We start from the raw sequence: 24,760 nt of genomic DNA on the forward strand, positions 1-24,760 counted from the left end.
GTCGCCATGGTCGTGCTGCACCACCCCGACCCAGCGGAGATCGAACTCGTCGACGTTCTCGCCGCCTTGGGACACCCGGTCCGCCTGGACATCGCCCGCGCACTGGCCGACGGCGAAGAGCGGTACTGCGGCGAGGTCCTGCCCGATGTCCCCAAGTCCAGCAAGACCCACCATTGGCGAGCGCTCCGCGAGAGCGGCGTGCTCTTCCAGCGCCACGAGGGCCGCAGGTTCTATCTGTCCCTGCGCCGTGCCGATCTCGACGCCCGCTTCCCCGGACTGCTGGATCTCGTGCTGACCGAGCCCCGCTGATCGGCTACCGATTCGACGCCCGGCTCATCGCCAGAACAAGGCGACGATGACATTGGCCATCGCGATCATCCCCGCGCCGAGCAGCAGTGGCTTGAGGCCACTGTCATCGGCATCGGCCCTTCCAAGTCGGCGCGATCGCAGTAATCCGATCATCGATAGCGCGCCGACGACCAGCGCCAGGCCGAGCTTGACGATCATCTTCAGCTGATCGACTCCCAGGCCACCCACCTCGCGCGTCGCGATCAGACCACAACCCGTGATGATCGCGACGATGGCCCCGATGACCAGCGGAAGGAAGTCGAAGTTCCGCTTCCATGGCATTTGAAGGATGTACGAACCAATGATCGCCGACAGCCCGACGATGTGCGCGAACAAGAGCGAGTAACGGACGATGTCGAGGGTCGACACGGTCATCTCCAAGGGGTGAGTGATCACTTACTCACCCATCATCGGAGGGTGGGCGTCGTACTGTCAAGGCACAACGGATGCGGGGCAAGATGGCAATGAGCACACGGGATCGGATCGTCAAGTCGGCCGCCGAGGTGATGCGCGCCAAAGGAGTGACGTCGGCGACAACCCGCGAGATCGCGCGCGAGGCAGGTTGCTCGGAAGCATTGCTCTACAAGCACTTCGCGAGCAAACAGGAACTGTTCGTCGCGGTCCTGCGCGAGCGGCTCCCGCGCCTGCCGGATCTGGACGATCTCGTCGGCACACGTACCGTCGTAGAGAATCTTGTGGAGCTCGTCGAGGCCCTTCTCGAGTTCTATGTCGAGAGTTTCCCCATGGCAGCGACAATCTTCGGCAGCCCGGCACTGCGGGAGGCGCACCGAGCGAGCGTCTCGCAACTGGGGGCAGGCCCCGAGGGACCTGCCCTGCTCGTGCAGGCCTACCTTGAGGCCGAGGTCCGTGCCGGGCGACTGCCCCAAGATCTCCCAGCGCGAACCCTGGCCCGCGCACTGACCGGCGCAGCACTCTTCGAGGCGTTCCAGGCGGCTTACGCCGGCCAGGTCGCGATTGCGGAAGCCGGAATGCTCGCGCGCCGAATCGTCGAGTCCTTCGAAACTGGTCTCGGATGTCGCTGAGGAGCGGTCTTTCGTCCACGGTCGGGGCCTCTCGCGTCCCCGTCGGGACAGCGCAGACCCGTCGGTGTGTCATGGCACGATCGCAGGGTGAGGAGCAATTCTGCCGCGCAGCAGCATCGCCTGCAGGACCTCGCGTTGCTGCGCCGTGTCCGCGACCGCATCGACCGGGAGTACGCCCAGCCGCTGGATGTGGCCGCGCTGGCCCGTGGCGTCGGCATGTCGGCCGGACACCTCAGTAGGCTCTTCCGACAGGCCTACGACGAGACGCCGTACTCCTACCTGATGACCCGGCGCATCGAGCGCGCGATGGCACTCCTGCGGCGTGGTGATCTGAGCGTCACCGAGGTCTGCTTCGAGGTGGGCTGCTCATCGCTGGGCACCTTCAGCAGCCGCTTCAGCGAACTGGTCGGCATCCCGCCCAGCCTCTACCGGGCCAAGGCGTCGAGCGCGACCAAGGGCATGCCGGCCTGCGTGGCGAAACGAGTGACCAGACCGGTCAGGAATCGAGAAGCGCCCTCGCTCGTCCAGAACTAGCGTCACCAGCATGGACATCACGATTCATGCGAGTTTCCTCCCGCACGACGACCCGGAGGCCTCCCTGGCCTTCTACCGCGACGCCCTTGGTTTCGAGGTCCGCAACGACGTCGGATACGAGGGAATGCGCTGGATCACCGTCGGCCCCAAGGATCAACCCGGCACGTCCATCGTCCTGCAACCCCCTGCTGCAGATCCCGGTATCACCGAGAACGAACGCACGACCATCGCCGAGATGATGGCCAAGGGCACCTACGCCGGGTTGCTGCTGGCCACCGCCGATCTCGACAGCACCTTCGAGAGATTGCAGCACACCGCCGAGGTCGTCCAAGAACCCACCGAGCACCCGTACGGCGTCCGTGACTGCGCCGTCCGCGACCCTGCGGGCAACCTGATCCGCATCCAGCAGACGCGCTGAGCAGCAGCCACGCCCAGCCAGTAGTCCGGATCGACCCCGCGCCCACACCGCATCGCGCTCGGTGGGCTCAAGGAGCTGAACAATGACGCTGTCGCTCGATGCAGTCACGCTCGGAACCCAACAACCGGCGGCCGCACAGGCGTTCTATCAGGCCGCGTTCTCCGCCACCACCGACGACCACGGCAAGCACGTCGAACTCGACCTCCACGGCGCCGGCCGACTCACTCTGCACGACGCCGCATCGCCCGCCGATGGCGCACCGGCCTCGGCGCCGGGCGACTACCTGCTCAACGTCATCGTCGACCAGCCCAGCGAGGTCGAAACCCTGTTCGCGGCCGCGCTCGGCAACGGGGCAACACTGTCCAAGGCCCCGAAGAAGGGTCTGTTCGGAGGCTTCTCCGGCGTCTACCAGGCGCCCGATGGCGCGAGCTGGAAAGTGGCCGCGCCGACGAAGAAGGACACCGGGCCCGCAGCGAATCCGCCTCGGCCGACCGAGGTCGTCATCATCCTCGGCGTCGCCGACCCCGAGGTCTCCAAGGTCTTCTACGAGGCACTCGGCCTGACCGTGGACCACGACTACGGATCGAAATTCGTCGACTTCAGCCTGGCCGCCGGGAAACCCCGGCTCGGGCTGATGCCGCACAAGGCCCTCGCCAAGGATGCGGGACACGACCAGACCGACCGCGAACGCCGCCCTGCCATGGTCCTCAACCATCGGGCCGTCTGCCGCGCGAAGGTCGATTCCCTGCTGGCGGCGATGCCCACCAACGGCGAGGTCACCGCCCCGGCGAGCGTGACCGATGCCGGTGAGTACGCCGGTTACTTCGTCGATCCCGACGGCCATCGGTGGCGAGTGGCCGCCGCCTGACACGGCGGGTGGGGCGAGCCCGCCGAGCCGCGGGCCTGGATCGGCTGGGGTAGCCGCGACACGCGTCGGAGAGTCACTGCCACAACCGGGGGTCCTCGCTGGGATCCGCGTACATCGGCGGGCAGCCCTGCGTCGCCGCTTCGGGGCGCAACTCGAAGTGCCACGATTCGTTGCCGTAGATCTGGCACAGCCCATAGGAGTCGCCGTGCCGGACCAACCAGTCGATGGCGTCATACGGGCCGATATCCACCGCATCCCCCGATACGTGCGCCGAGGTCTCCGGCGTCGCCACCCACCGCGCCGCCTCCTCCGCAGAGCCGTACTCGTCGATGGCGTCCTTCAGCAGTTGCTCCTGATACTCCGGGGAACGCCAACCACTGGTGACCTGGAACGTGATCCCGTTATCGGCGGCGGCGTCCGTCGCGGCCTGGCGTACGGCGGCGAGGAGATCCGGATCGAGCTTCGTCACCGCAGGCGCCTGCTCGTCGAAGACGGAGAGCTGTTCGCCCTCCTCGACCACGCCGCCCATCGAAGTGCTCGCGGCGAGAGACGAGGAGAGGACCGGACGAAACCACTGCGCGGCGATCAGCCCGAGGACGGCGATCGCAAGCGCGATGCCGATGGCGAGGTGTCGACGGCGGCGAGGTACCACGGTGCTGGCAGGGGTGCGGTAATTCATGGCACTCAGCGAAGGTCGTCGCCGGTTCCCACGGCGTATCCAGTTTTGGATATGCCGGCGATATGCCCAGGTCCGTAGGCTTCCCGAATGCGCGTGTTGGTTGTCGAGGATGAGCCCTACCTGGCCGAGGCAGTTCGGGACGGCCTGCGGTTGGAGGCGATCGCAGCCGACATCGCGGGCGACGGCGACACGGCCTTGGAACTGCTCGGCGTCAACTCCTACGACCTCGCGGTCCTCGACCGCGACATCCCCGGCCCCTCCGGCGACGAGGTCGCCCGGTGGATCGTCGCCTCCGGCAGCGGCATCCCGATCCTGATGCTCACCGCGGCCGACCGGCTCGACGACAAGGCATCCGGTTTCGAGCTCGGCGCGGATGACTACCTCACCAAACCCTTCGAGCTCCGCGAGCTGGTGATGCGGCTGCGGGCGCTGGATCGTCGGCGCGTGCACGCCCGTCCCCCCGTGCGGGAGATCGCCGGGCTCCGGCTGGATCCGTTCCGGCGGGAGGTCTTCCGCGACGGTCGATACGTCGCGCTCACCCGCAAGCAGTTCGCCGTGCTGGAAGTGCTCGTCGGCGCCGAGGGCGGGGTGATCAGCGCGGAAGAGCTGTTGGAACGGGCCTGGGATGAGAACGCCGACCCGTTCACCAACGCCGTCCGGATCACGGTCTCCTCGCTGCGCAAACGCCTGGGTGAACCGTGGCTGATCGCCACCGTCCCCGGGGTCGGCTATCGGATCGATACCGACATCGACGGCTCGACGACCACGGACGGTCGGCGTGTATAGACCGCCCGGCATGAGCGTCCGGCTGAAACTCACCCTCAGCTACGCCGGTTTCCTGCTCCTGACCGGCGCCATGCTGCTGGCCGCCGTCTGGCTGTTCCTACTCCGCTATGTCCCGGATGAGGCAATCCACCTCACCGACGGTTTCGTGCCCAACCAAACGGATCTGCTGCGTGCCTTCACACCGGCCGCGACCCTGGTGCTGCTGTTCCTGCTCGTGGTCGGGGTGGTGGGAGGCTGGTTCTTGGCCGGGCGGATGCTCGCGCCGCTGAATCGCATCGGAGTCGCCGCCAGGCTGGCCGCGAGCGGATCGCTGTCCCACCGGATCGCGATGCCCGGCTCCAGGGACGAGTTCAGCGAACTCGCCGACGTCTTCGACATCATGCTCGGCAGACTCGAATCCCACGTCGCCGAGCAACAGCGGTTCGCCGCGAATGCCTCCCACGAGCTGCGCACACCGCTGGCCATCTCGCACACCCTGCTGGAGGTGGCGCGTAACGACCCGGATCGCGACGTGGACGCACTGATCGCGCGGCTGGGCACCGTCAACACCCGAGCGATCGAGCTGACCGAGGCGCTACTGCTGCTCAGTCGGTCCGACCGACGATCCTTCGCCCGTGAGGTCGTCGATCTGTCGCTGATGGCGGACGAGGCCGTGGAGACGCTGCTCCCGCTCGCCGAACAACGCGGCATCACCCTCGACGTCACCGGCGAACCGGCCAGGACCATCGGCTCGGCGGGGCTGTTGCTGCGGGTGGCGACGAACCTCGTGCAGAACGCCATCGTCCACAACCTGCCCGCCGACGGCATGATCTCGGTGCACACCGATGTCCGGCAGGGTGCGGCGGTGCTGCGCGTCGAGAACACCGGCAACATGCTCTCCCCTGCGCTGCTCTCGACGCTGCTGGAGCCCTTCCAACGCGGCAGTGAACGGGTGCACGACAACGATCACGCAGGCGTCGGCCTCGGCCTGGCGATCGTGCAGAGCATCACCAGGGCACACGACGGAACGGTGCACATCGAGGCCCGACCCGCAGGTGGGCTCATCGTCACCGTGTGGCTGCCGGTCGCGCCGCCGGAAACGCCGCAACACTGAGCCGGCCCGAGCTCTTCGAGGCATGCCGCTTCACCGGGGTCAACCGCTTCACCAGTGTCAACCGCTTCACCGGTGTCAGCGCCGAACGCCCAGCCGGGCCGACGTCGAGACGAGCACCGTGATGCCCAGCATCAGATAGGTCGTCTGGCGCAGGATGTCGAAGAACAACGGGCCGGGTGGGTCAAAGGCGAAGGTCGACTGGTAGAGGTGACCACCCCAGGTATTGCCCGCAGCGTGAGGGCTACCAGCAAAACGCTGCCGCCCGTTCGGTTGAACAGCCAGGTGTAGATCACCGAGTCGCCCAGTATCCCGAGGAAGAACGCCAGCAGAATCGGCAACCAGAGGTCATTTCCGGTGACGATCAGCGGAACATGCCAGCCGAACCACAGCACACCGGTCAGCCCGCTGGCGACCACCGGGCCGTGCCGCTGTTGTAACCGCGGCAGCACAAAGCCGCGCCAACCGAACTCCTCGCCCAGACCGCGAGCACGAAGATCAGCACGAGATTGATCGGGACCGACACCAGCACCGACATCGGTGGTAGGACCACTTCTGTTGGGAAGAACACTGCGGTGACCAGGTAGGCCGCCCCGAGCACACAGCCGCCCACTCCGAACGCGACGAGGTACCACCGGCCGGCCGCCTTCCAGATCAGCAGTCGACGCGACAACGCCTACTCGCCCGTCGACGGCCAGTGTCAGGAGGAAGGCGCAGGCACTCGGCCCGACCAGCACGATCGCCACCATGGCATGCGGTCCGCCGATGATCTGCAGCGGCCAACTGACCACCAGCAGCAGTACGTAGAACCCCAGCACCGGGTAGCGCCGAAGCAACGCGAACCGTCGGGGCTGTCTGGGTCGGTCACGCGCATCTCCGAGACCTTGCTTTCCCTGCCCGCCTGGAGGCTCCCCGGTTCACCGGCGACGACACGACCGTTGCATCCATACCCGTCGGCCGAGTAGCCCGCCACCGAGATCGACGCACGAGGGCGATGAACTGGAATTCACGGAAGCGAAGGAAGTCGAATGGCAGGAAATCGCCCTCCCTGCCACTTTCAATTTATAGCGCACCCCGGGTCTTGCGGCAAGGCCCGGGTCATGCCGCACAATCCTTCGGCCACCACCGGAAACCTCAGGGGGAAGTAGCAGAATGCTTGATTCGCAACACAATCCAACGAGTTCTTCACCGTCCGCTGACTATGTGCTGGACCTTGCGGAGATCAACCCTTCGCAGGTCGCGCTGGTCGGCGGTAAGGCAGCTCACCTAGGATCACTTTCCCGAATGGCGGACATCAGCGTTCCCGCAGGCTATTGCGTGACGACGAATGCCTTCCGGCGAATCATGGCGGAAGCCCCGGGAATCGAGAATCTCCTCGATCGACTTGCAGGCATGAAATCCGACGATCGGGGCATGATTCGCACCCTCAGTGCCGAAATCCGCAATAGCATCGAGCAGACCCCCATCCCGGCCGATCTCGCGGCGGCGATCACTGGGCCGCTCGATCGATTCGGTGCGGCGGCCGCCTACGCCGTCCGATCCAGCGCGACGGCCGAGGATCTACCCACAGCCTCGTTCGCGGGCCAGCAGGACACCTACCTCAACGTCATGGGTGCGAGTTCGATCCTCGACCATGTCCGCCGCTGCTGGGCTTCGCTGTTCACCGAGCGGGCCGTGACCTATCGGCTGCGCAACGGCTTCGACCACCGCGAGGTTCGCCTGGCCGTGGTGGTGCAACGACTGGTCGTCTCCGACGTCGCAGGAATCCTGTTCACCGCCGACCCCGTCACGTCCAACCGCAGGGTCGCCACCGTGGAAGCCGGCTTCGGTCTAGGGGAGGCCCTGGTATCCGGAGTGGTGAACGCGGATGTCTACCGGGTGCGCGACGGGGTGGTCCTCGATAAGACGATCGCCGCCAAACGATTGACGGTGCGGGCGATACCGGCAGGCGGCACGCGGGAAGAAGCGCTAGCCGTCGATCGGCAACGGGAACCGACGCTCACCGACGTGCAGGCGGTCAGACTCGTTGAGTTGGGCAGGCGGATCGAGACGCACTTCGGCCGCCCGCAGGACATCGAGTGGTGTCTGACCGACGGCGAGTTCCAAATCGTGCAGAGCCGTCCGATCACCACGCTGTTCCCCATCCCGGAGAGCGGGGACGAATCCAACCACGTCTATGTCTCGGTCGGCCATCAGCAGATGATGACCGACCCGATCAAACCGCTGGGTCTGTCCTTCTGGCAGCTGACGACGCCACGGCGGATGGCCGAGGCGGCGGGCAGGTTGTTCGTCGATGTCACCACAGCCTTGGGTTCGCCCGCGAGTCGCGACGGACTCCTCGATGCGCTCGGAAAGTCGGATCCACTGATCACGGATGCCCTGCAAACGGTCCTCGATCGGGGCGACTTCATCCCGCCGAATGAGGGCGGCGCGCCCGTCGGTCCGGGTACCAACCAGCCCACCGATCCGCTCGAAACGGATCCGGCCATCGTCACCGGGTTGATCCAGCGCGGCCGGGAATCCACGGCTGCCGCAGGCCGCGACATCCAGACGCGGTCGGGACCGGAGCTGTTCGACTTCATCCGCGCCGATCTCGGCGAGTTGCAGCGTGTCGTGTTCGACCCGCTCGGCCATCGGGTGATCCTGGCGGTGGTGGAGGCGACCTGGTGGCTGAATGACAATCTCCAGGCATGGCTGGGCGAGGACAACGCCGCCGACACGCTCATCCAGTCCGCGCCGAACAACATCACCTCGGAGATGGGCCTGGCATTGCTGGACGTCGCAGATGCGATCCGGCCGTATCCGGCGGTGGTGGCCTTCCTCCGGACCGTCGAGCACGACGACTTCGCCGCGGAGCTGGCGGGGCTGGTCGGTGGACCCGAGTCGTTGACCGCCATCCGGGGTTATCTGGACGCCTATGGGATGCGCTGTGTCGGCGAGATCGACATCACCCGGCCGCGTTGGAGCGAACAACCCAGCGCCCTGGTGCCGCTGATCCTCGGCAACATCGACAACTTCGAGCGGGGCGCCCGAGGACAGCGCTTCGAGCAGGGCCTGCAGCAGGCGAAACAGAAGGAACAAAACCTTCTGGAACGCCTGCGCGCCTTGCCGGACGACGAGAACAAAGCCGAGGAGACCCAGCGGATGATCGACCGACTCCGCACCTTCGTGGGCTACCGGGAGTACCCGAAGTACGGCATGGTCAGCCGCTACTTCATCTACAAACGCGCTCTCCTGGCCGAGGCCGACCGGCTGGTGCGAGCAGGCGTGCTTCACGAACAGGCGGACGCCTATTTCCTGAGGTTCGAGGAGTTGCAGGAGGTCGTGCGCACCGGCGAGGTGGATCAGGCGCTCATTCACAGCCGTAGGGAGGCGTTCGAGTCGTATCGAGCGCTGACGCCACCACGGGTCCTCACCTCGGATGGCGAGGCTCTGGCGGGCACCTATCGCCGCGACAACCTGCCCGCAGGCGCGTTGATCGGTCTACCGGTCTCCACCGGAGCCGTCGAAGGACGGGCCCGCGTGGTCTTGGAGATGACGGAGGCCGATCTAGAACCGGACGACATCCTCGTCACCGCATTCACCGACCCGAGTTGGTCGCCGCTCTTCATCGGGATCAAGGGCCTGGTGACCGAGGTAGGCGGCCGGATGACCCACGGCGCAGTGATCGCCCGTGAGTACGGCCTGCCCGCCGTGGTGGGGGTCGAGCACGCCACTCGGCTGATCCGCGACGGTCAGCGAATCCGGGTGAACGGGACACAGGGCTACGTCGAGCTCCTCGATTAGTTTCGGGCGGGGCTGATGCACGACACTGTCCGGCCTCATCGAGAGGCCTGCGTCGTTCATGTTTCGGCATCGTCCCGCTCGTCCCGGCCCATCGACTGAAGCCTCGGGCTGCCCCGCCTGCGACTCGAGCGCTAGAGAAGTCTCGTGAACGTACCTTCGGTCAGCTCGGGGCCGAGTTCTTCGAAGTCCCACTGCCCTTGATCGCTGATCGCCTGCGTGCTGATCCAGAACACCATGGCCCGGCCGTCGGGTGTGCGCGCGATCTCACCGTATGCGTTGGCGTTCGCTCCGTTGTGCCATGCGGCCGTCTGACCGTCCAACTCGGTGATGACCCAGCCATAGCCGTAGTGCGTATCCTCGGGTTCCTCGCGGACATGCGGCTCGAACAGCTGCGACTTCGCATCCTGATTTAGGACATCGTCTTCGAGCAGTGCGACGTGCCATCGGAACATGTCACGCGCGGTGGAGAGTAAACCGCCGTTGCCCCGCAGATTCCAGTACGGCCCGTCCTCAGCCCAAGGGCGCCCCGTCGGCCTGCCTTGGGCGGCATCGTCTGCGTCGTACTCGATGGCGATGTCAGCCTGATTCCAGTCGGGGAGCACATAGCCGGTCGAGGTCATGCCCGCCGGGGTGAATAGGTGTTCGACTAGAAACGCCTCATAGCCGCTGGCGGAAGCCATTTCGACGATGGCGGCAAGCAGGCTGTAGCCGAGATTCGAATACGCATAGACGGTCCCCGGTGCCGACTGCAACGTCGAGTCCATGGCTCGATCGATCAGTTCGTCCCGCATGACGGGCTCGTAATCGTCGCCGAGGCCTCCGGCCAGCCCAGAGGTATGGGTCAGCAGGTGCTCCACGGTGATCGCACGTTTGTCCACCGGCACGTGATCGAAATAGTCGCTGATCGGATCGTCGACGCTCAGTTCGCCGCGCATCTGGAGCTTGAGCACGGCGGCGGCGGTGAACTGCTTGGTCATCGACATCACGTCTACGACTGTGTCGCATCCGAATGGGACCTGGTCTTCCTCGTTGGCGAAGCCCCAACCCTGACACACGGTGAGTTCATCACTCTGCGCCGCGATCAGGATCCCACGGGACTGCTCGGGCACCGTCTCCGCAACGAACTCCTCGATGGAATCCGGACCTGCCCAACCGCAACCGGCAACCACAAGCGCCATCGCAATGAGGATCCCGCCCGCTCTATTTCGCCTCACGGTGTGCCACCCCGGCTGATCCCCGCGCTCCGACGACTCCTGGTGTGGTCGCCCCTGGACACGGCGAAGGCGCCGCGCAGGAGAAGCGTTGCACGGGATGGCGTCTCTTGTACCCCCATTGTCGACATCGCTGCTTCTTTCGCAGCGCGCTCAACACCGCCCTGGGAAAGGCGGATTCGGCATCGCGCCGCAGGGACATGTTGGTGGCAGCACACAGCACGCCGCCGAGCCCACTGTCACGATCGTCTCGAAGACCGCCAATCGATGGTGTCGCCGATGACATATTGGTCAAGCGCGCATGTCTCGTCCCCGCCTCTGAGATGAAGGGAACCGCGCATGTCCGTGGTGACCGTGATCGCCGTGCTGGGTCTGGCGGCACTGGACATGCTCAGCCCTGCGGTCATCGGCGTCACGATCTACCTGATGCTCGCCCGGCCGCACAGATCCGTTCTTCTGCTGAGCACCTATCTGGGCACGGTCGCGGTCTCGTACTTCGCGCTCGGTGTGCTGCTCATGCTCGGCCTAGGCACGATCGTCCATACCATCGATCCCACCGTGTCGGCATGGGTGCAGGCAGGCATCGGCGTCGCGTTGTTCGCTGGAAGCTGGTTCATTCCCGATCGAAACCCCGATCGCACTTCCATGCGGGAGCGGACGGTCACCGTCCGGTCGATGATGCTGCTCGGGTTGGGGACATGGTTATTCGAGTTCTATACGGCGGTGCCGTACTTCGGCGCAATCGGCATCATGACCTCCGCCGAACTGGAAGCAGTCGCATGGCTTTCCCTGCTGGGCGCCTATGTGGTGATCATGATCCTGCCCGGCATCGCGCTCTATCTCGCCGGGGTGATCATGCGCGAACAGCTACGCGAGCGCCTCGAACGTTGGCAACGCCGTCTGGATTCCGGCTCTCGCGACATGCTGCGCTGGATCGTAGGCATCGCAGGCATCCTCATCCTTCTCAACGCTTTGCCCGCTGAAATCGCGATCACGATCGCTCAAGCCGGTTCCCGATAAAGCGTGGGTATCGCCGACATGCGCTCACCGCCCGGAGAACCTGTGCCGTGTATCGACAAACCGTGTCCGCGATGACGGGGCGCCGTCGCACGTGAGCTCCAGCGCCTCGGAGCGCGGTGGACGGCGGTGATCACAATTGTGAGGATCCCGCCGCGGGCCAGCTCGGCGGCTGCCCTGCCAGCACGCCCCCGGCCACGCTGACGAATAAGGAAACGCCTGGCCGAGCTCAATCGAGGCCGCCTAGCCGTTGCCCCCACCGACCCCAAGCCGCCACGGCCACCCCCGGGGGGGCGGAACCAACTCGGCCGAGGACCCCAAGGGCGAAACCAACCAGGGCCTGACGGCCCGAGGGCAAAGCCGAGCCGCAAGCCCGAGGGCGAAGCCGAGCCGAGCCGCAGGCCCAAGGGCAAAGCCGAGCCGAGCCGCAGGCCCAAGGGCAAAGCCGAGCCGAGCCGCAGGCCCAAGGGCAAAGCCGAGCCGAGCCGCAGGCCCAAGGGCAAAGCCGAGCCGAGCCGCAGGCCCAAGGGCAAAGCCGAGCCGAGCCGCAGGCCCAAGGGCAAAGCCGAGCCGAGCCGCAGGCCCAAGGGCAAAGCCGAGCCGAGCCGCAGGCCCAAGGGCAAAGCCGAGCCGAGCCGCAGGCCCAAGGGCAAAGCCGAGCCGAGCCGCAGGCCCAAGGGCAAAGCCGAGCCGAGCCGCAGGCCCAAGGGCAAAGCCGAGCCGAGCCGCAGGCCCAAGGGCAAAGCCGAGCCGAGCCGCAGGCCCAAGGGCAAAGCCGAGCCGAGCCGCAGGCCCAAGGGCAAAGCCGAGCCGAGCCGCAGGCCCAAGGGCAAAGCCGAGCCGAGCCGCAGGCCCAAGGGCAAAGCCGAGCCGAGCCGCAGGCCCAAGGGCAAAGCCGAGCCGAGCCGCAGGCCCAAGGGCAAAGCCGAGCCGAGCCGCAGGCCCAAGGGCAAAGCCGAGCCGAGCCGCAGGCCCAAGGGCAAAGCCGAGCCGAGCCGCAGGCCCAAGGGCAAAGCCGAGCCGAGCCGCAGGCCCAAGGGCAAAGCCGAGCCGAGCCGCAGGCCCAAGGGCAAAGCCGAGCCGAGCCGGGGGTCCGGGGGCGAAGCCACCCGGGTGGGGCTTGGGGGTTACACCCCCAAACAAAAAAACGAGGTGAGCCGGTCAATGCAAAGCATTGACACAACTCACCCCGAATCGAGTGGAGCTGCGGGGAATCGAACCCCGGACCTTCTCGATGCGAACTACTGGCGCCACGGTCGTTCATGGTCATTGCGGTCGATCGAGGGTCGTTAACGGGCAGCGAAGGTCATCCGCGTTCGGTGGCGTTGCTGTACTTCGCTGCTGTACAGCAGAGGGAGCCGCTGTCCTCATCCCGCCGACCTGGCGTCAGCCCGATCAGTCGTGTCAAGGGGGCACCGGGAGACCTTGGTGAGGGTTCTGCGGTCTGCCCCCTTGACGCGGCTGATAGCCCTTGGGGAGGTCGGTGGGATGAGGACTTCGGGACCACCTTCCCATCCGGCACCGGCTTGCCCCTTCCCTCATCCTGTTGATCTGCCTGCCCGGCGAGGGCATCTCTTCTGCACGCGAACCCGCTCCCGAGCAGCGGGCAGTTTCACGCGGTCCAGCCCGACGACCGGTGACGACCGCGGCACGGGACCGATCTCTCAGTGGCAACCTGTGGTCAACTCGATTCGCGCAGCGAGTCGCGTTGTCCATAGGGCGGCAGCCGGAGCGCCTGGACCAGCTCTGCCACGGCGACCACCCTCGCGCTCCGTGGGACTGCTCCACCCACCGAGCAGCACAACTGGTCCACGTCGGCCAGCACGTCACGCCCTCTGCCCGTGTTCTTCGGGCGTCCCTCTGCTCAATCCCTGAGTCCTGGCCGCCCGGCCGCGCCGGACCGGCCGCCAGGCCGCATGCCGGGGTGGTCGGAGCGGCCAGCGGCCCCCGGCGTGAGCCGGGGGCCGCGCTTGATGAAGTAAAGAAACTCTGAACACACCAGCGGTGCGGGGCCTGAGGCGTAGATCTCCTTGGCTGAGAGGACAGACAACCAGGTGATATGTTCGTGGTGGCCTACGCCAGAAGCCACCAACGTTCCGGGCGGCCGAGAGAGAGGAAGAGAAGTGTCACCAGTAATTGACCGACCAGTGCCGCCCTATCTACAGGTGCTGGAACACATCCGAAATCAGATCATCGATGGCACGCTCGCGCCCGGGGCTTCTGTCCCGTCTGAGCGTCAGATTGTGGTGGACTGGGAGGTCTCCAGATCTACCGCCACCAAGGTTCTCGCGGCGCTACGGGCTGATGGTCTCGTTGAGTCCATTCAGGGTGTCGGGACCATCGTTCGCGCTGCGGCACTACGTCCAGAGTCGCCACAGGATCGTTTCGCGCGCGCACGGCGCACCGGGAAGATCTACGGGCCCGACGAGTACGCCAAGATCACCGAAGCTTCCCTCGCTGCCGCATCCGCTTACCTTGCGGACGTATTCGGCATCGATGAGGGTCGAGACCTGATCCGTCGCGTGCGCGTGACGTATAGAGGCGATAGTCCGATCTCGCTCTCGACTTCGTGGTTCGACGCCTCCCATGCGGAGACCGCACCGGCATTGCTCACGACGGAACGAATCAAGGGCGGAACTGCTGCGTATCTCGAGCAAACCGCAAACCTGGTCATCGCACGCGGACGCGATGACAAGTCGGCACGAACGGCGACGACGGAGGACAGCGAGGCGCTGGGTGTTCCCATCGGCTCACCCGTCCTGGCTGGACGAAACACCGTGTGGACTGAGGACGGCGTGGTGATCGAGTACGGCGAATCGGTCCGCCCAGCGAACCACTGGGCCTCGACGTCCTGGCTCCTCGACTAGCAATCCAGCCAGATGGTGAATCCCCAGGAAGCTAACAGTCCTGGGGATTCACTCTTTTGGAGCAGCAAACCGGCTTGACGGTGGCCTAGGCCACCTGCCATAGTGGACACACAACACAAGATGTCTCAATCAAGAGAAAAGCGGGTGGCCTAGGCCACCGCCTACTCACCGACCAGGAGCAAGCATGAAGAACATCCCCGTGAACCTGACCGGATACAAGCTGATGATCACCGAAGCGCCCCAGATGAAGATGCGTACGGATGACGTGACGGGCGTGGAGTCGGTAGCGACCGGCTTCGACGGCGCACCCCAGTTCGTGGTGAAGCTCTTCATGAAGAAGCGCCCCGTTGAGGGTGAGCGGGTGCCGAAGGGTGAGGAGTACGCGGTGACTCTTCGAGCGGACCCGGGTGACGGATTCGATGAGGGTTCCTACGTCGAGCTGATCGACGCAACGGTAAGCCCGTGGCAGAACCAGCGTGGAAGTCGGTTCTCTTCGGGTATCTCGTTTTCCGCGCTGGGCCTGAAGCCGACCGGCCGATAGACGCTCGCGCATTCAGCTCGATTTCTTTCTTTGTTCGTGAAGGCGATCTCAACCTGCCTGTTTGTTCTTTGAAAACTTCACAGTGGATAAGTGCGCCCAAAAACAAGATTGTTTGCGGCATTGTGCCCGCTTGTTCTTTTCTAACTGAATATACGGGTTGACTCGCGATGTCGGCCCATCCCGCGTGACGTGGTTCTCAACTCTCTCGGGATGGGCCTGGTGGCGCGTCAAACCACAGGAATACGGCGCGAATGAATACAGGGAGGCGAAATGGTTCAGGGTTACACGGGTGGCGCGTGTATCGGAAAGGCGGATGAGGATGGCTGACTGGACATGTGGTGTTCGGGTTCTTCCGCCCAAGCCGTGGATCTGTGATCGGTGCGGATGGGTCGGGCTGGCCTGCACCTGCAAGTAACAAGACCCGACCGGCGCTGTCCCCGCCCATTCGAGCTGGGCGGGGACAGCGTTCGCATTCTACAGGGAAGTAGGTACAGACGTTGGTGTGTGAGTTGTGTGGTGCCCGTTCAGTGGTGGCGGTGGTGTGGGGCTGGAACTCCTGTGCTCGCTGCGCACGGCCGGTCCGCTCGGAGGGCGTCCAGTACGGGGTGGTGTCGCCATGACCGGATCCGAGGTGAGGCAGAAGGGTCTGGCCGCATTGAAACGGATCGAGCGCGAAATCCGGATCGCTCAATCCGTGGCATGGAAGTCGTCGGACCCAGGTGAGAAGGCGCGGGCGTATACCCGTATTTCACGGTTGTACGACCTGCAAGCGAGCTGGTGGTTCTGGATGTTCTGGACGGTTCCCGATATCGAAATGGACGAGCTGAGGCAGCGGGCTTACGTAGGCGCGAAGTGCAGCAACGACGAACGGTCCCGTTTCTACGCCGATGTCGCGGAGAAGTATTACGGTCTCACCGGAGGTGACCCTGGAATGGGCCACGAAGGGTGGCCGGGATGACAAGTGATCTCATTCTGTGTCTTCAGGGTAAGCACGTTTTCCAGACATCGGGGTGGTGCCTCTCCTGCGGTATGCCTGACCCCATCAATACCCCGATAAGCACTGAAGATTGATCAACTAGAGACTGAGAATATCGCGTTGGTCTGACCGTGCCTTTCATTCACCGGCTTGTGTCGGTGAATGGGAGGGGCGCATCAGCCTGAACAAGACAAGAAAGGGGAGCACCTCGGTGCAGATCGAAGCAATCAACAAGGCGTCACAGGAGAAATACCAGTCGATGGTGACGGCGCTGAACGCGGTTTTGTTGGCGTTGGAGGAGTCGGACAAGCTCATCAAGAAGATGGGCGAGAAGCCCAACGTGGCGTTCTCCGGCTGGCAGAACTCGGTAGATAAGGAGGATGTGAAGAAAGCCCGAGAGAAGGCGGGGCGCTCGTTGGAAGATTTCAGGGCTGACTTGAAGACGTATGAGGCAGAGTTGCTGTCTCGCCAGTGGAGGGTGTGACCGAATATGGCGGCAAAGTTCACAGTGTTCCGCTCTGCGGAAGACATCGATAAGGCGATGATGCAGGTGCGGAAGTCGATGGAAGGGATTCCCTTCCGCTTCTCCTCGTTCAAGAAGAAGCATGATGAGTTGGCGCGAGATATTGCCGCGTACTCAGTGGCGCTCACCGATGCGGAGAGCATCATTCGGGACTAGTCGCGAATTGGGCGGATCGGGCCGTTGAATTCTTGGCGGAACCACGGCCCGATCCCCTTCCTTCTGTCGATCACTGAAAGGAGTGACCGGTGGGTAAGTCTAGTCGGAGACAGGGTCGGGAATGGCGTGCAGCGCTGTGGTGCGCACGTCATCCGCTGGTGACGAGCCTGCCGGTCTCGGTTGGTGCGTCCGCCGCGACGTTCGGGCCGGTGACTACGAGCGCGGTCGCGGCAGGGCTCGGTGTTGGCCTGCTCAGCTGGTACCGGGGACATCCGGATTCGTTCGACCATCTTCTGTTGCCGCGCCTGCGGGCTGCCCGCCGGCGGTGGTGGTCATATGCGGGCCACCGGTGGTCACGGGCATTGCGCGATTGCGACCTGACCAGGGAACACCGTCAGACCCAGGTGGAACGGGTACCCCGCATCCTCCGGGTTCGATCGGTGACGCCATCGATCGACATGGTGGACGTGCTAATGGTGGGCGGTCAGACGCTCCGGATGTGGCAGGACCAGGCCGAACCGCTAGCGGACGCGCTCCGGGCACACCACCTGGTAGTTCTCAAGATCCGCCCCCAGACTGTGCGGTTGGTGATCGAGCGTACCGACCCATTCGGGGATGCGGCGCCGATCGACGCGATGCCAATCGCGGAAGACTCTGCGGATGTCGACCTCACGGCGGTGCCCTTGGGTGAGACCGAATTCGGCGAGGAGTGGACGGAGCAGCTGATCGGTCGACACTGGCTCAATGCAGGTGTCACTGGCAGCGGCAAGGGGTCGCTAATGTGGTCGACCCTGCGTGGTGTGGGACCGATGATCCGTGACGGCCTGGTGAGGGTTCGGATGGTCGACCCGAAAGGCGGCATGGAGACCGGTGCAGCTGCACCGTTGTTCTTCGAGCATTCGTCGTGCACTACTGCGGACGGCACCTCTGATCTGTCCTCGGGTGTCGACGTCATCGAATCGTGGCGCGATGACATGAAGAAACGACAAAAAGACTTGCGGGACGCCGGACTTCGAAAATTCACTGTTTCACGTGAAACGCCTCTGGATGTCCTGATGGTGGACGAACTCGCGATGCTGAGCGCCTACGGCGATTCACAGTCAGTGAAACGGGCATTGCGCTTGATTGCAGAGGGAATGACCCAGGGTCGCGCACCAGGTTTCTCCTTTGTGGCCTACGTCCAGGAACCAACAAAGGAGGTCGTCCCGATTCGTGATCTCTTCACGACTCGAATTTGCCTGGCCCTGACGAGTGCGAATCACGTCAACGCGGTGTTGGGAGATGGAATGCTGGAAGCCGGTGCACTGGCTCATGAGATTCCCCTGGGAACTCATGCGGGTGTGGGCTTCGTCAAGCATGAGAAATCCCGCCACCCCCGTCGAGTTCGAGCGGCGAACCAGACAGATGAGGACATCGCCGAACTGGTACGGACGTGCTCTCCGGAACAGCCGCCGGACAACGTTGTCCCCCTGCGGGATGAGGCGGTCGCGTGATGACACAACTCGACATCTTCGGCCAGGAACACCAGCAGGCATCACGCAAGACGAAAGACCCGCGACCATTCGGACTTTCGCACGAACAGATTCGGACCGCACTAGAAGGCGCGGCGGGCAATCACCTCGCGGTGATGGGTGCTCTCGCCACCACCGTGATTCGAGTGGATGAGGACCTGGACCACCACACCAAACTCCCTGCGGCCGATGAGGCGGCGGTCCTGCACCTCATGGAGTGCGGTCTGCTCGCAGAGGGCGAGACGGTCAGTCTCCGCCAAGGAGCGGTACGACGGTCGGTCGACTTGCTCTGTCTGACCCGCAAGGGCAAGAACCTCTACCAACGCTGGGCGCCACTCGCGAAGGGAAGAAACTGATGGTGCTGCTGCAACTCCCGATCACCGCCCGAGGAATCGCGATCCTGACCGCCAACGTGATCGGCCTAGCTCTGGTCGTGTGGGCGATCTGGTTGACGCTCGGACCCGGTATTGCCGTGCTACTGGCGGTGTTGCTTGTTGCCCAGGTGACCGCACTCGCTGCGGCGTTCCGCCGCACCAAGGACGAGTGAAACGGATGCGATGGCGACGCAAGAGCGCGGCGCCAGTCGATGTCGAGGGCGGTGTCACCAAGACGGTGATCCGCCTTCGGCATCGGCGGGCAGAGTCCAAGAACCTGCGCGAGCTGGTCGACGATCCGGATGTGGCTGCGGCTCGGTTGGATCGGACCCGGCGGCGCATCACTACGGGAATGTGGTGGTTCCTCGCGGCGGGTCTGGTGTTCACCACAGCGGGGGTTCACGAGTTCATCGCGGGTGATCTCGAACCGACCGATCCGCTGTGGTGGGCGGCCTGGTTCGTCGAACCGATGGTTGCCGGAATTCTGATTCTGTTGCTCAATTGGGAATCGGAGATCTTGTCACGAGGGATCGAACCGGACAGTGACGAGACCACCAACCTGAAACGTTTCCTGCTGTTCTGCACGTTCTTCATGAACGTCTACCCGCCGTTGTTCGGTGGCAATGAAATCGACATCGGGATGCTGTTCATCAAGGGCATGGTCCCGGTGATCGTGTTCCTGCTGGCCGAAGCGATGCCGATCGTCCAACGGCGGATGCGGCAGGCGATCACCGAGTGCTACGACTCGGCACGTCAAGCCGAACCGGTCCCCGAACCGACTCCCGTGGCGACTCCTGACCCGGTGCCGGTTCCCGAGGTCGTCCCGGTTCCCGAGGTGGTCTCGGTGCTGCGGTCCACTGCGGTGGCCCCAGTGGCGGTGGATGTGGTGTCGGTGGCTCGGCGGTTGCGGCTGCCGGACTCGATGACATCCGCGTTGCGGACGGTGGCCGATGAGGCTGCGGCGGCGGGTCGCCCGGTCACGGTCGACGACATCCGCACTGCGGTCCGCGTCCCGGCCGAGCTGGCCGATCGGATCGTCTCGGCCCTGCACCCGAACAACGGGCACCAGGTACGGGCCTAGCCCGGATCCGCATCACCCCGTGTCAAGCGAGGCGGGCTATGACCACCACCGGTCGTAGCCCGCCTCGTCTCGTCTCTCCCCCTTTTCTCGACCTGTAGGAGGCTTCTCGTGTCCCCACTGTCCACAGTGGAGCAACGGATCCAGCAGAGGGTCCAAGCCATCGACTACCGACATTGGCGAGCAAAGGTGACTGCGGTCGGCGGCTGCTCGGCCCCGGTCCGCCTCGGCGGCGCCTTCCAGCTCCAGAACCTCCAGGGCGCCGTGCTCGAGCATCGGGGCGGAGAACTCTTCAGCCCATGCGGCAACCGTCGCGAATCGGTCTGCCCGTCCTGCTCCGACCGGTACTCGGCTGATGCGTTCCATCTGATGCGTGCGGGCCTCTCCGGCGGTGCCAAGGATGTCCCGATCGACGTTCGGGAACGACCGCGATTGTTTGTCACGCTGACTGCGCCCAGTTTCGGGCCGGTGCACTCCCGGCGGACCTCGGCACGCGGACGAACCATGCCCTGCCGCTGCGGCGACTACCACCACCCCGATGACCCCCGCATAGGTGCTCCCCTCGACCCGGACTCCTACGACTACCGGGGCGCGGTGCTCTGGCAGGGCAACGCCTCGACCTTGTGGGCGCGCACGATGACCCGTCTTCGACGGCTCGTCGCCCATGCTGCGGGTCTGACTGTCCGGGACTTCCCGGACCATGCTCGGCTGTCCTACGCCAAGGTTGCGGAGTATCAACGCCGTGGCCTGGTGCACTTCCATGCGGTACTCCGCCTGGACGGACCCGAGGGTGCCGCCGACCGGTCCCCCGACTGGGCCACCACCGATCTCCTTACCCGCGCGGTCCAGAAGGCTGCCCACACCGCCGAGTACAGGGACAAGTTCACCGGCTTGACCTTCTCCTGGGGCGATCAGGTGGACGTCCGTCCGATCCGCGCCGATCAGGCCTCCGAGGTCGAAGACGCTCGCGGCGGGATCTCTGAAGGCGGTCTTGCGGCCTACGTCGCCAAGTACGCGACCAAGGGCACCGGCAAGTCAGAAGCCGCTGACCGGCCGATCCGGTCTCAAGCTCACCTCGACGCGCTCGACGTCTCCCCTCACCACCGCCGGATGATGCAAACGGCCTGGGACCTCGGTGGGATTCCGGCGCTCGGCCATCTCCGGCACTGGGCTCACATGCTCGGATTCCGCGGGCACTTCCTCTCCAAGAGCAAGAAATACTCGACGACCTTCAAGCGCCTCCGGGAAGACCGGCGGGAGTACCGATTGAACGAATTGCTGAACACCCTAGGCGTGGAGCGCGATTCCGTCGTCGTTGTCAACTCCTGGGAATTCCTCGGCACAGGCTACCGCTCCGACGCTGAACGAGAGATCGCTGAGGGGATCTACGAGGGACAACGAGCACAACGCCAGCAGAAATACCAGCAGGAAGGAAACCAACAATGACTGTGCACATTGCGGCGAAGTGGCACACGGTAAGCGAAGTAGCCGCCATGCTCGGCTACGGCCTATCGAAGACGAAGATGCTCATCGCATCCGAGCAGATCCGTTCGGTGAAAGACGGTCGACACCGACGGGTACTTCCGGGGTGGGTGGATGAGTACATCCAACGGCGCATTGACGAGGCGGCCTGAAATGGCTGGTCGAACACGCGCCAATGGGGAAGGATCGATATTCCCTTACCGAAACGGCTTCGGCGCCTACGTGTGGGTGCGTACTCCTACCGGAGACAAGAAGAGGAAATACGTTTACGGAAAGACCAGGGATGAGGTTCACGATAAGTGGGTGAAGCTTCATCAAGCAGCGAAGGCCGGTCCCGTAGCTACGGCAGTTCCTCGTCTTGATGAGTTCTTGCAATACTGGCTAACCGAGGTGATCAAGCCAAATCGCGCGCCATTGACTTTCGTGAATTACGAACTGTTCGTCCGGTTGTACATCATCCCAGGATTGGGTGATCGGCGTCTGGACAGAATGCAGGTTCGCGACGTGCAGTCTTGGGTCAACAAGATTCCATCGATCTGCCAGTGCTGCGCCCAAGGCAAGGACGAGCGGCGCGCGTCCAAGGACCGGCGATGCTGCGCGCGCGGTGCCTGCTGTGGCGAGTCGCCGTCGTCGCGCACGGTCAGCGACATCCGGGCCTGCCTGAGGTCCGCTCTCTCACACGCGATCCGGGAGGAGCTGATCACGAAGAATGCCGCTGCTCTCGTCACGCTGCCGACCGTCCGCAAGCGCAAACACCGTGCGTGGTCCAGCGATGAAGTTCGGCGCTTCTTGGAGTCGGCACGCGATGGTGCTGATCCGATGTACGCGGGTTACGTCCTGGCGGTCGTGCTGGGTCTGCGGAAGGGTGAGGTCCTCGGGCTCACTTGGGACGCGGTGGACTTCGAAGCCAGAGAGCTGAGGATCAGCCATCAACTCCAGCGAGCGAGTGGGGCGTTGCTGCATCGCGAGACGAAGACGGCGGCGTCCGACGACACGTTGCCGCTACCGGAGATCGTGGTGGCAGCACTGGTACGGCGGAGGCAGCAACAAGACGCCGACCGGCGGGCGCTCGGTAGCGGATGGCCTCCGGGGGGCCTGGTCTTCACAACGAAGTTCGGTGCTCCGGTTGATCCTCGGAACTTCAACCGCTCGTGGGACCGTCGGCTCTCGAAGAGCGAGGTCCGCAAGATCACCGTGCATGACGCTCGACGCTCCTGCGCGACCCTGCTCGCAGACCTCGGCGTGCACCCTCGCGTGATCATGCGGATCCTCCGCCATGCCCAAGTGGGCGTGACGATGGAGATCTACACTCAGGCATCGTCGAAGGCGACGCAGGCAGCCTTGATACGACTGGGGGAAAGCCTCGACGGGTAAGGCTGCTGTACTTCGCTGCTGTACTCATGAAAGCGGCCCGGCTCCCTCACGGGAAACCGGGCCGCTGACCTGGGGTGGAGCTGCGGGGAATCGAACCCCGGACCTTCTCGATGCGAACGAGACGCGCTACCAACTGCGCTACAGCCCCTGGTGCTTGGTGCCTGGGAAGCATAGCAGGGCGCGATCGGCGTCCCACGCACCCCCCGGCACCGCGATGGTCATTCCCCGGCTGCCCGGCGGAAGGTCATCGGTAGTGGCGAATCGAGGTCGTCGAAGGCCGGGTCGTCGTCGTCCAGTTCGAGGGCGTAGGTGCCTTCGAGCGAGGGGCGACGAGACAGTTCGGATTCGCCTTGCGCGACGGTCACGCCGGTCCGCGTCGGCAGGCCGTCATCGTCGACCTCGCCGACCTCGCCGACGGTCCGCACCTGACCACCGTGCAGGAGGTGATCGCGGCGCTGGGCCTCGGCGACCCTGGCGGTTCGCCTGCGGCGCACTGCTTCTTCGATGCGCACCTGCCTGCGCAGGTAGACGAGGTATCCGATGAAGGTGAGGTCGATGGCGCCGTGTGCCCACCAGATCAACGGGGACAGCAGGCCCGCCAGTACGCCGGTGGTGACGGCGGCGAGCAGCAACAGGACCACGATGCGCTGGCGCAGTGCGTACTTGGCACGTGCCAGGTCGGCCGCCGCCTCGGGGTCGAAGCCGCCTCGGCCGGGACGGTAGCGTCGGCCCGCTCGGCTGTCGTCGGCGTGCAGGGTCCGCCATTCCTCTGCGTCACCCTGGTCGTCGTACTCGTCGAGCTCGTCGTAGCCGTCCTCGGATTCCGACATGTCGCGGTCTCCCTCCAAGTTGGCCACGACCTTCGAGCGCTCCTGTTGGTCTCGGTGATTCGTCGACGGTGTGTTCTTCCCTCGACGAAGAACCCTTGCTTCCAGGGCGGAGTCGGCGGTCCGCGCGACCTCCTGCCGTCGCCGGGCGATCATCGGCACGAGCACGACAAGCCAGGCCAGCGCCAAGGCCGCGAAAATCAACGAACTCGGCATGATCCGCTCACCTCCCCCACCCACAGAAACATGCGTATTCCCTCGTCACGCTAACCACAGCAGTAACACCTACGTCGGAGGCGCGCCGAGCTGACAGGCCCCGCAGACTGTGTTAAAGATCGCCCATTCGGGTTACTGGCACGACCGTCCAGCATTACCTTTCTGGCTGTTCGGACAGCGGGAGACGGGCCGACTCGAGCCCGCCCACCGGCAGTACCGGAGGCGCCGATCTTCGCAGATGAATGAGATGAAGGACACAGCTTATCGCTCGTCGTCGGGCCTGCCTCGAGAACTGTCGAAGGACTCGGTCGACCGACGGGTAGCCATCGTGGACGAATCGTTGGCAGCAGAACCACGATCAGGCTCGATCAAGCCCACTCGGCGGAGCCCGCACGCACCAGGGCAGCCGACGCGCTCTCTCGGACGTCCTCCGCAGTGATCGCGAGACACAGGTGGTCCCGCCACATCTCGGCGACGTAGAGATAGCGCTCGAACAGGCCTTCGCGGCGGAACCCGACCTTCTCCAGAATTCGCAGGCTCGCAGCGTTGTCCGGTCGCACCGTGGCTTCGAGGCGGTGCAGCTCGGCTGCGCCGAAACAGTGGTCGACCACCATCGCCAGCGCAGCGGTGCCGACGCCGCCACCGGTCATCGTCCTGCTCACCCAGTAGCCGACCCAGCCCGAGCACAATGCACCGCGCACGATGTTGCCGACGGTGATCTGCCCGACGAACCGGCCATCCACCAGGATCGCGAACGGCAGGGTCGAGCCATGTCTGGCCAGCCGCCGCATCGCGCCCCACTGCCCCGGCCAGGACAACAACGTGTTGCGCTGCTCCCAACCCTCCGGCGCCGAGGGTTCCCACGTCTCGAGGTGGTCTCGCTCGGCCAGCCGGATCTGGCTCCACTCCGGACCGTCCCACAACCGGGGAGTCCGTAAGGTCACCGTCCCGGCCGGGACCACCAGGCCGCTCAGCCTGGCAGGCCAGCCAGGATGTCCGTCGCCCTGCACAGGCACAGTATGTCGATCGTTCTCACTTCTCCGTTGCGAGCAGGC

General features: G+C 64.8%; 28 protein-coding genes and 1 tRNA gene. 21 read left to right on the forward strand and 8 right to left on the reverse strand.

Annotated elements, in window-relative coordinates; genetic code table 11:
* The first annotated feature begins 6 nt into the window (after nt 1–6).
* Nucleotides 7–309: an ArsR/SmtB family transcription factor gene (locus BKA25_RS23795; RefSeq protein WP_069846497.1), complete on the forward strand. Its 303-nt coding sequence runs from the start codon at nt 7–9 to the stop codon at nt 307–309.
* 24 nt (nt 310–333) lie between these two features.
* On the opposite strand, the gene BKA25_RS23800 is transcribed toward BKA25_RS23795, so the two are convergent.
* A complete protein-coding gene (locus BKA25_RS23800; protein WP_069846495.1) occupies nt 334–723 on the reverse strand; it encodes a hypothetical protein in 390 nt (129 codons plus the stop codon).
* A gap of 71 nt (nt 724–794) precedes the next feature.
* On the opposite strand from BKA25_RS23800, the gene BKA25_RS23805 reads away from it, so the two are divergent.
* The 4 genes from BKA25_RS23805 (at nt 795) to BKA25_RS23820 (ending at nt 3,211) form a co-directional block, all read left to right on the forward strand.
* Nucleotides 795–1,391: a TetR/AcrR family transcriptional regulator gene (locus tag BKA25_RS23805; protein ID WP_084642478.1), complete on the forward strand. Its 597-nt coding sequence runs from the start codon at nt 795–797 to the stop codon at nt 1,389–1,391.
* 87 nt (nt 1,392–1,478) lie between these two features.
* Nucleotides 1,479–1,925, forward strand: a complete 447-nt coding sequence (locus BKA25_RS23810) for a helix-turn-helix transcriptional regulator (RefSeq protein WP_069846494.1) — start codon at nt 1,479–1,481, stop codon at nt 1,923–1,925.
* A 10-nt stretch (nt 1,926–1,935) separates the two neighbouring features.
* Nucleotides 1,936–2,343, forward strand: a complete 408-nt coding sequence (locus BKA25_RS23815) for a VOC family protein (protein ID WP_069846492.1) — start codon at nt 1,936–1,938, stop codon at nt 2,341–2,343.
* 82 nt (nt 2,344–2,425) lie between these two features.
* Nucleotides 2,426–3,211 carry a VOC family protein gene (locus BKA25_RS23820; protein ID WP_069846491.1) on the forward strand — a complete coding sequence of 262 codons (786 nt, stop codon included), beginning with the start codon at nt 2,426–2,428 and terminating at the stop codon, nt 3,209–3,211.
* A gap of 73 nt (nt 3,212–3,284) precedes the next feature.
* Here BKA25_RS23820 and BKA25_RS23825 read toward each other — a convergent pair whose 3' ends face one another.
* Nucleotides 3,285–3,890 carry a M15 family metallopeptidase gene (locus tag BKA25_RS23825; RefSeq protein WP_069846489.1) on the reverse strand — a complete coding sequence of 202 codons (606 nt, stop codon included), beginning with the start codon at nt 3,888–3,890 and terminating at the stop codon, nt 3,285–3,287.
* Nucleotides 3,891–3,977: 87 nt separating this feature from the next.
* Here BKA25_RS23825 and BKA25_RS23830 point away from each other — a divergent pair, with 87 nt between their 5' ends.
* The gene (locus BKA25_RS23830) at nt 3,978–4,676 is read left to right on the forward strand and encodes a response regulator transcription factor (RefSeq protein WP_069846487.1); all 699 of its coding nucleotides are present in this window, start codon (nt 3,978–3,980) and stop codon (nt 4,674–4,676) included.
* A 10-nt stretch (nt 4,677–4,686) separates the two neighbouring features.
* Nucleotides 4,687–5,769: a sensor histidine kinase gene (locus tag BKA25_RS23835; RefSeq protein ID WP_221312411.1), complete on the forward strand. Its 1,083-nt coding sequence runs from the start codon at nt 4,687–4,689 to the stop codon at nt 5,767–5,769.
* Nucleotides 5,770–5,900: 131 nt separating this feature from the next.
* Here BKA25_RS23835 and BKA25_RS23840 read toward each other — a convergent pair whose 3' ends face one another.
* Nucleotides 5,901–6,584, reverse strand: coding sequence for a CPBP family intramembrane glutamic endopeptidase (locus BKA25_RS23840; protein WP_157420924.1), 684 nt, complete (start codon nt 6,582–6,584; stop codon nt 5,901–5,903).
* Between the two features lie 334 nt (nt 6,585–6,918).
* Here BKA25_RS23840 and rph point away from each other — a divergent pair, with 334 nt between their 5' ends.
* Nucleotides 6,919–9,552 (forward strand): rifamycin-inactivating phosphotransferase, encoded by a 2,634-nt coding sequence (gene rph / locus BKA25_RS23845; protein ID WP_069846482.1) that lies wholly within the window; start codon nt 6,919–6,921, stop codon nt 9,550–9,552.
* Between the two features lie 131 nt (nt 9,553–9,683).
* On the opposite strand, the gene BKA25_RS23850 is transcribed toward rph, so the two are convergent.
* Complete coding sequence (locus tag BKA25_RS23850; protein WP_216637781.1) at nt 9,684–10,661, reverse strand: serine hydrolase domain-containing protein; 978 nt, start codon at nt 10,659–10,661, stop codon at nt 9,684–9,686.
* 441 nt (nt 10,662–11,102) lie between these two features.
* Here BKA25_RS23850 and BKA25_RS23855 point away from each other — a divergent pair, with 441 nt between their 5' ends.
* Entirely contained in the window at nt 11,103–11,783 is a 681-nt protein-coding gene (locus BKA25_RS23855; protein ID WP_069846479.1) for a GAP family protein, read from the forward strand.
* Here the strand turns inward: BKA25_RS23855 and BKA25_RS28525 are convergent.
* Nucleotides 11,765–12,889: a hypothetical protein gene (locus BKA25_RS28525; protein WP_184285102.1), complete on the reverse strand. Its 1,125-nt coding sequence runs from the start codon at nt 12,887–12,889 to the stop codon at nt 11,765–11,767. The two genes, BKA25_RS23855 and BKA25_RS28525, sit on opposite strands and share 19 nt — an antisense overlap.
* A gap of 1,056 nt (nt 12,890–13,945) precedes the next feature.
* Between BKA25_RS28525 and BKA25_RS23865 the strand changes: the two genes are divergently transcribed.
* The 12 genes from BKA25_RS23865 (at nt 13,946) to BKA25_RS23920 (ending at nt 22,662) form a co-directional block, all read left to right on the forward strand.
* A complete protein-coding gene (locus tag BKA25_RS23865; RefSeq protein WP_216637780.1) occupies nt 13,946–14,647 on the forward strand; it encodes a GntR family transcriptional regulator in 702 nt (233 codons plus the stop codon).
* A gap of 199 nt (nt 14,648–14,846) precedes the next feature.
* Nucleotides 14,847–15,188: a hypothetical protein gene (locus tag BKA25_RS23870; protein WP_311734509.1), complete on the forward strand. Its 342-nt coding sequence runs from the start codon at nt 14,847–14,849 to the stop codon at nt 15,186–15,188.
* A gap of 616 nt (nt 15,189–15,804) precedes the next feature.
* Nucleotides 15,805–16,146 (forward strand): hypothetical protein, encoded by a 342-nt coding sequence (locus BKA25_RS23875; protein ID WP_069846474.1) that lies wholly within the window; start codon nt 15,805–15,807, stop codon nt 16,144–16,146.
* Nucleotides 16,147–16,375: 229 nt separating this feature from the next.
* Nucleotides 16,376–16,648, forward strand: coding sequence for a hypothetical protein (locus BKA25_RS23880; RefSeq protein ID WP_069846473.1), 273 nt, complete (start codon nt 16,376–16,378; stop codon nt 16,646–16,648).
* A gap of 6 nt (nt 16,649–16,654) precedes the next feature.
* Nucleotides 16,655–16,843 (forward strand): hypothetical protein, encoded by a 189-nt coding sequence (locus BKA25_RS23885; protein ID WP_069846471.1) that lies wholly within the window; start codon nt 16,655–16,657, stop codon nt 16,841–16,843.
* A 158-nt stretch (nt 16,844–17,001) separates the two neighbouring features.
* The gene (locus tag BKA25_RS23890; protein ID WP_236750469.1) at nt 17,002–18,336 is read left to right on the forward strand and encodes a cell division protein FtsK; all 1,335 of its coding nucleotides are present in this window, start codon (nt 17,002–17,004) and stop codon (nt 18,334–18,336) included.
* Nucleotides 18,336–18,710 (forward strand): hypothetical protein, encoded by a 375-nt coding sequence (locus BKA25_RS23895; protein WP_069846468.1) that lies wholly within the window; start codon nt 18,336–18,338, stop codon nt 18,708–18,710. Before BKA25_RS23890 ends, BKA25_RS23895 begins: the two co-directional genes overlap by 1 nt.
* A complete protein-coding gene (locus BKA25_RS23900; protein ID WP_069846466.1) occupies nt 18,710–18,901 on the forward strand; it encodes a hypothetical protein in 192 nt (63 codons plus the stop codon). The genes BKA25_RS23895 and BKA25_RS23900 overlap by 1 nt, the downstream gene beginning before the upstream one ends.
* 5 nt (nt 18,902–18,906) lie before the next feature.
* A complete protein-coding gene (locus BKA25_RS23905; protein ID WP_069853238.1) occupies nt 18,907–19,809 on the forward strand; it encodes a hypothetical protein in 903 nt (300 codons plus the stop codon).
* Between the two features lie 126 nt (nt 19,810–19,935).
* Nucleotides 19,936–21,252, forward strand: a complete 1,317-nt coding sequence (locus BKA25_RS23910; RefSeq protein WP_311734524.1) for a replication initiator — start codon at nt 19,936–19,938, stop codon at nt 21,250–21,252.
* A gap of 77 nt (nt 21,253–21,329) precedes the next feature.
* Nucleotides 21,330–21,440, forward strand: a complete 111-nt coding sequence (locus BKA25_RS28125; protein ID WP_236750889.1) for a hypothetical protein — start codon at nt 21,330–21,332, stop codon at nt 21,438–21,440.
* A complete protein-coding gene (locus tag BKA25_RS23920; RefSeq protein ID WP_236750468.1) occupies nt 21,403–22,662 on the forward strand; it encodes a tyrosine-type recombinase/integrase in 1,260 nt (419 codons plus the stop codon). The genes BKA25_RS28125 and BKA25_RS23920 overlap by 38 nt, the downstream gene beginning before the upstream one ends.
* 75 nt (nt 22,663–22,737) lie before the next feature.
* On the opposite strand, the gene BKA25_RS23925 is transcribed toward BKA25_RS23920, so the two are convergent.
* The 3 genes from BKA25_RS23925 to BKA25_RS23935 form a co-directional block, all read right to left on the reverse strand.
* Nucleotides 22,738–22,810 (reverse strand) — tRNA-Ala (locus tag BKA25_RS23925).
* Nucleotides 22,811–22,880: 70 nt separating this feature from the next.
* On the reverse strand, nt 22,881–23,705 hold the full coding sequence (sepX, locus tag BKA25_RS23930; RefSeq protein WP_069853236.1) for a divisome protein SepX/GlpR: 825 nt from the start codon (nt 23,703–23,705) through the stop codon (nt 22,881–22,883).
* 368 nt (nt 23,706–24,073) lie between these two features.
* Nucleotides 24,074–24,715, reverse strand: a complete 642-nt coding sequence (locus tag BKA25_RS23935) for a GNAT family N-acetyltransferase (RefSeq protein ID WP_375791867.1) — start codon at nt 24,713–24,715, stop codon at nt 24,074–24,076.
* Nucleotides 24,716–24,760: the final 45 nt, after the last annotated feature.

Source organism: Actinoalloteichus hymeniacidonis, from assembly GCF_014203365.1.
Lineage (GTDB): Bacteria > Actinomycetota > Actinomycetes > Mycobacteriales > Pseudonocardiaceae > Actinoalloteichus_A > Actinoalloteichus_A hymeniacidonis.

Coding starts and splice junctions, on each gene's coding strand:
- BKA25_RS23795 (WP_069846497.1), top strand. CDS start 7: ATGGTCGTGCTGCACCACCCCGACCCAGCGGAGATCGAACTCGTCGAC.
- BKA25_RS23800 (WP_069846495.1), bottom strand. CDS start 723: ATGACCGTGTCGACCCTCGACATCGTCCGTTACTCGCTCTTGTTCGCG.
- BKA25_RS23805 (WP_084642478.1), top strand. CDS start 795: ATGCGGGGCAAGATGGCAATGAGCACACGGGATCGGATCGTCAAGTCG.
- BKA25_RS23815 (WP_069846492.1), top strand. CDS start 1,936: ATGGACATCACGATTCATGCGAGTTTCCTCCCGCACGACGACCCGGAG.
- BKA25_RS23820 (WP_069846491.1), top strand. CDS start 2,426: ATGACGCTGTCGCTCGATGCAGTCACGCTCGGAACCCAACAACCGGCG.
- BKA25_RS23825 (WP_069846489.1), bottom strand. CDS start 3,890: ATGAATTACCGCACCCCTGCCAGCACCGTGGTACCTCGCCGCCGTCGA.
- BKA25_RS23830 (WP_069846487.1), top strand. CDS start 3,978: ATGCGCGTGTTGGTTGTCGAGGATGAGCCCTACCTGGCCGAGGCAGTT.
- BKA25_RS23835 (WP_221312411.1), top strand. CDS start 4,687: ATGAGCGTCCGGCTGAAACTCACCCTCAGCTACGCCGGTTTCCTGCTC.
- rph (WP_069846482.1), top strand. CDS start 6,919: ATGCTTGATTCGCAACACAATCCAACGAGTTCTTCACCGTCCGCTGAC.
- BKA25_RS23855 (WP_069846479.1), top strand. CDS start 11,103: ATGTCCGTGGTGACCGTGATCGCCGTGCTGGGTCTGGCGGCACTGGAC.
- BKA25_RS23875 (WP_069846474.1), top strand. CDS start 15,805: ATGACCGGATCCGAGGTGAGGCAGAAGGGTCTGGCCGCATTGAAACGG.
- BKA25_RS23885 (WP_069846471.1), top strand. CDS start 16,655: ATGGCGGCAAAGTTCACAGTGTTCCGCTCTGCGGAAGACATCGATAAG.
- BKA25_RS23895 (WP_069846468.1), top strand. CDS start 18,336: ATGACACAACTCGACATCTTCGGCCAGGAACACCAGCAGGCATCACGC.
- BKA25_RS23900 (WP_069846466.1), top strand. CDS start 18,710: ATGGTGCTGCTGCAACTCCCGATCACCGCCCGAGGAATCGCGATCCTG.
- BKA25_RS23905 (WP_069853238.1), top strand. CDS start 18,907: ATGCGATGGCGACGCAAGAGCGCGGCGCCAGTCGATGTCGAGGGCGGT.
- BKA25_RS28125 (WP_236750889.1), top strand. CDS start 21,330: ATGCTCATCGCATCCGAGCAGATCCGTTCGGTGAAAGACGGTCGACAC.
- BKA25_RS23920 (WP_236750468.1), top strand. CDS start 21,403: ATGAGTACATCCAACGGCGCATTGACGAGGCGGCCTGAAATGGCTGGT.
- sepX (WP_069853236.1), bottom strand. CDS start 23,705: ATGCCGAGTTCGTTGATTTTCGCGGCCTTGGCGCTGGCCTGGCTTGTC.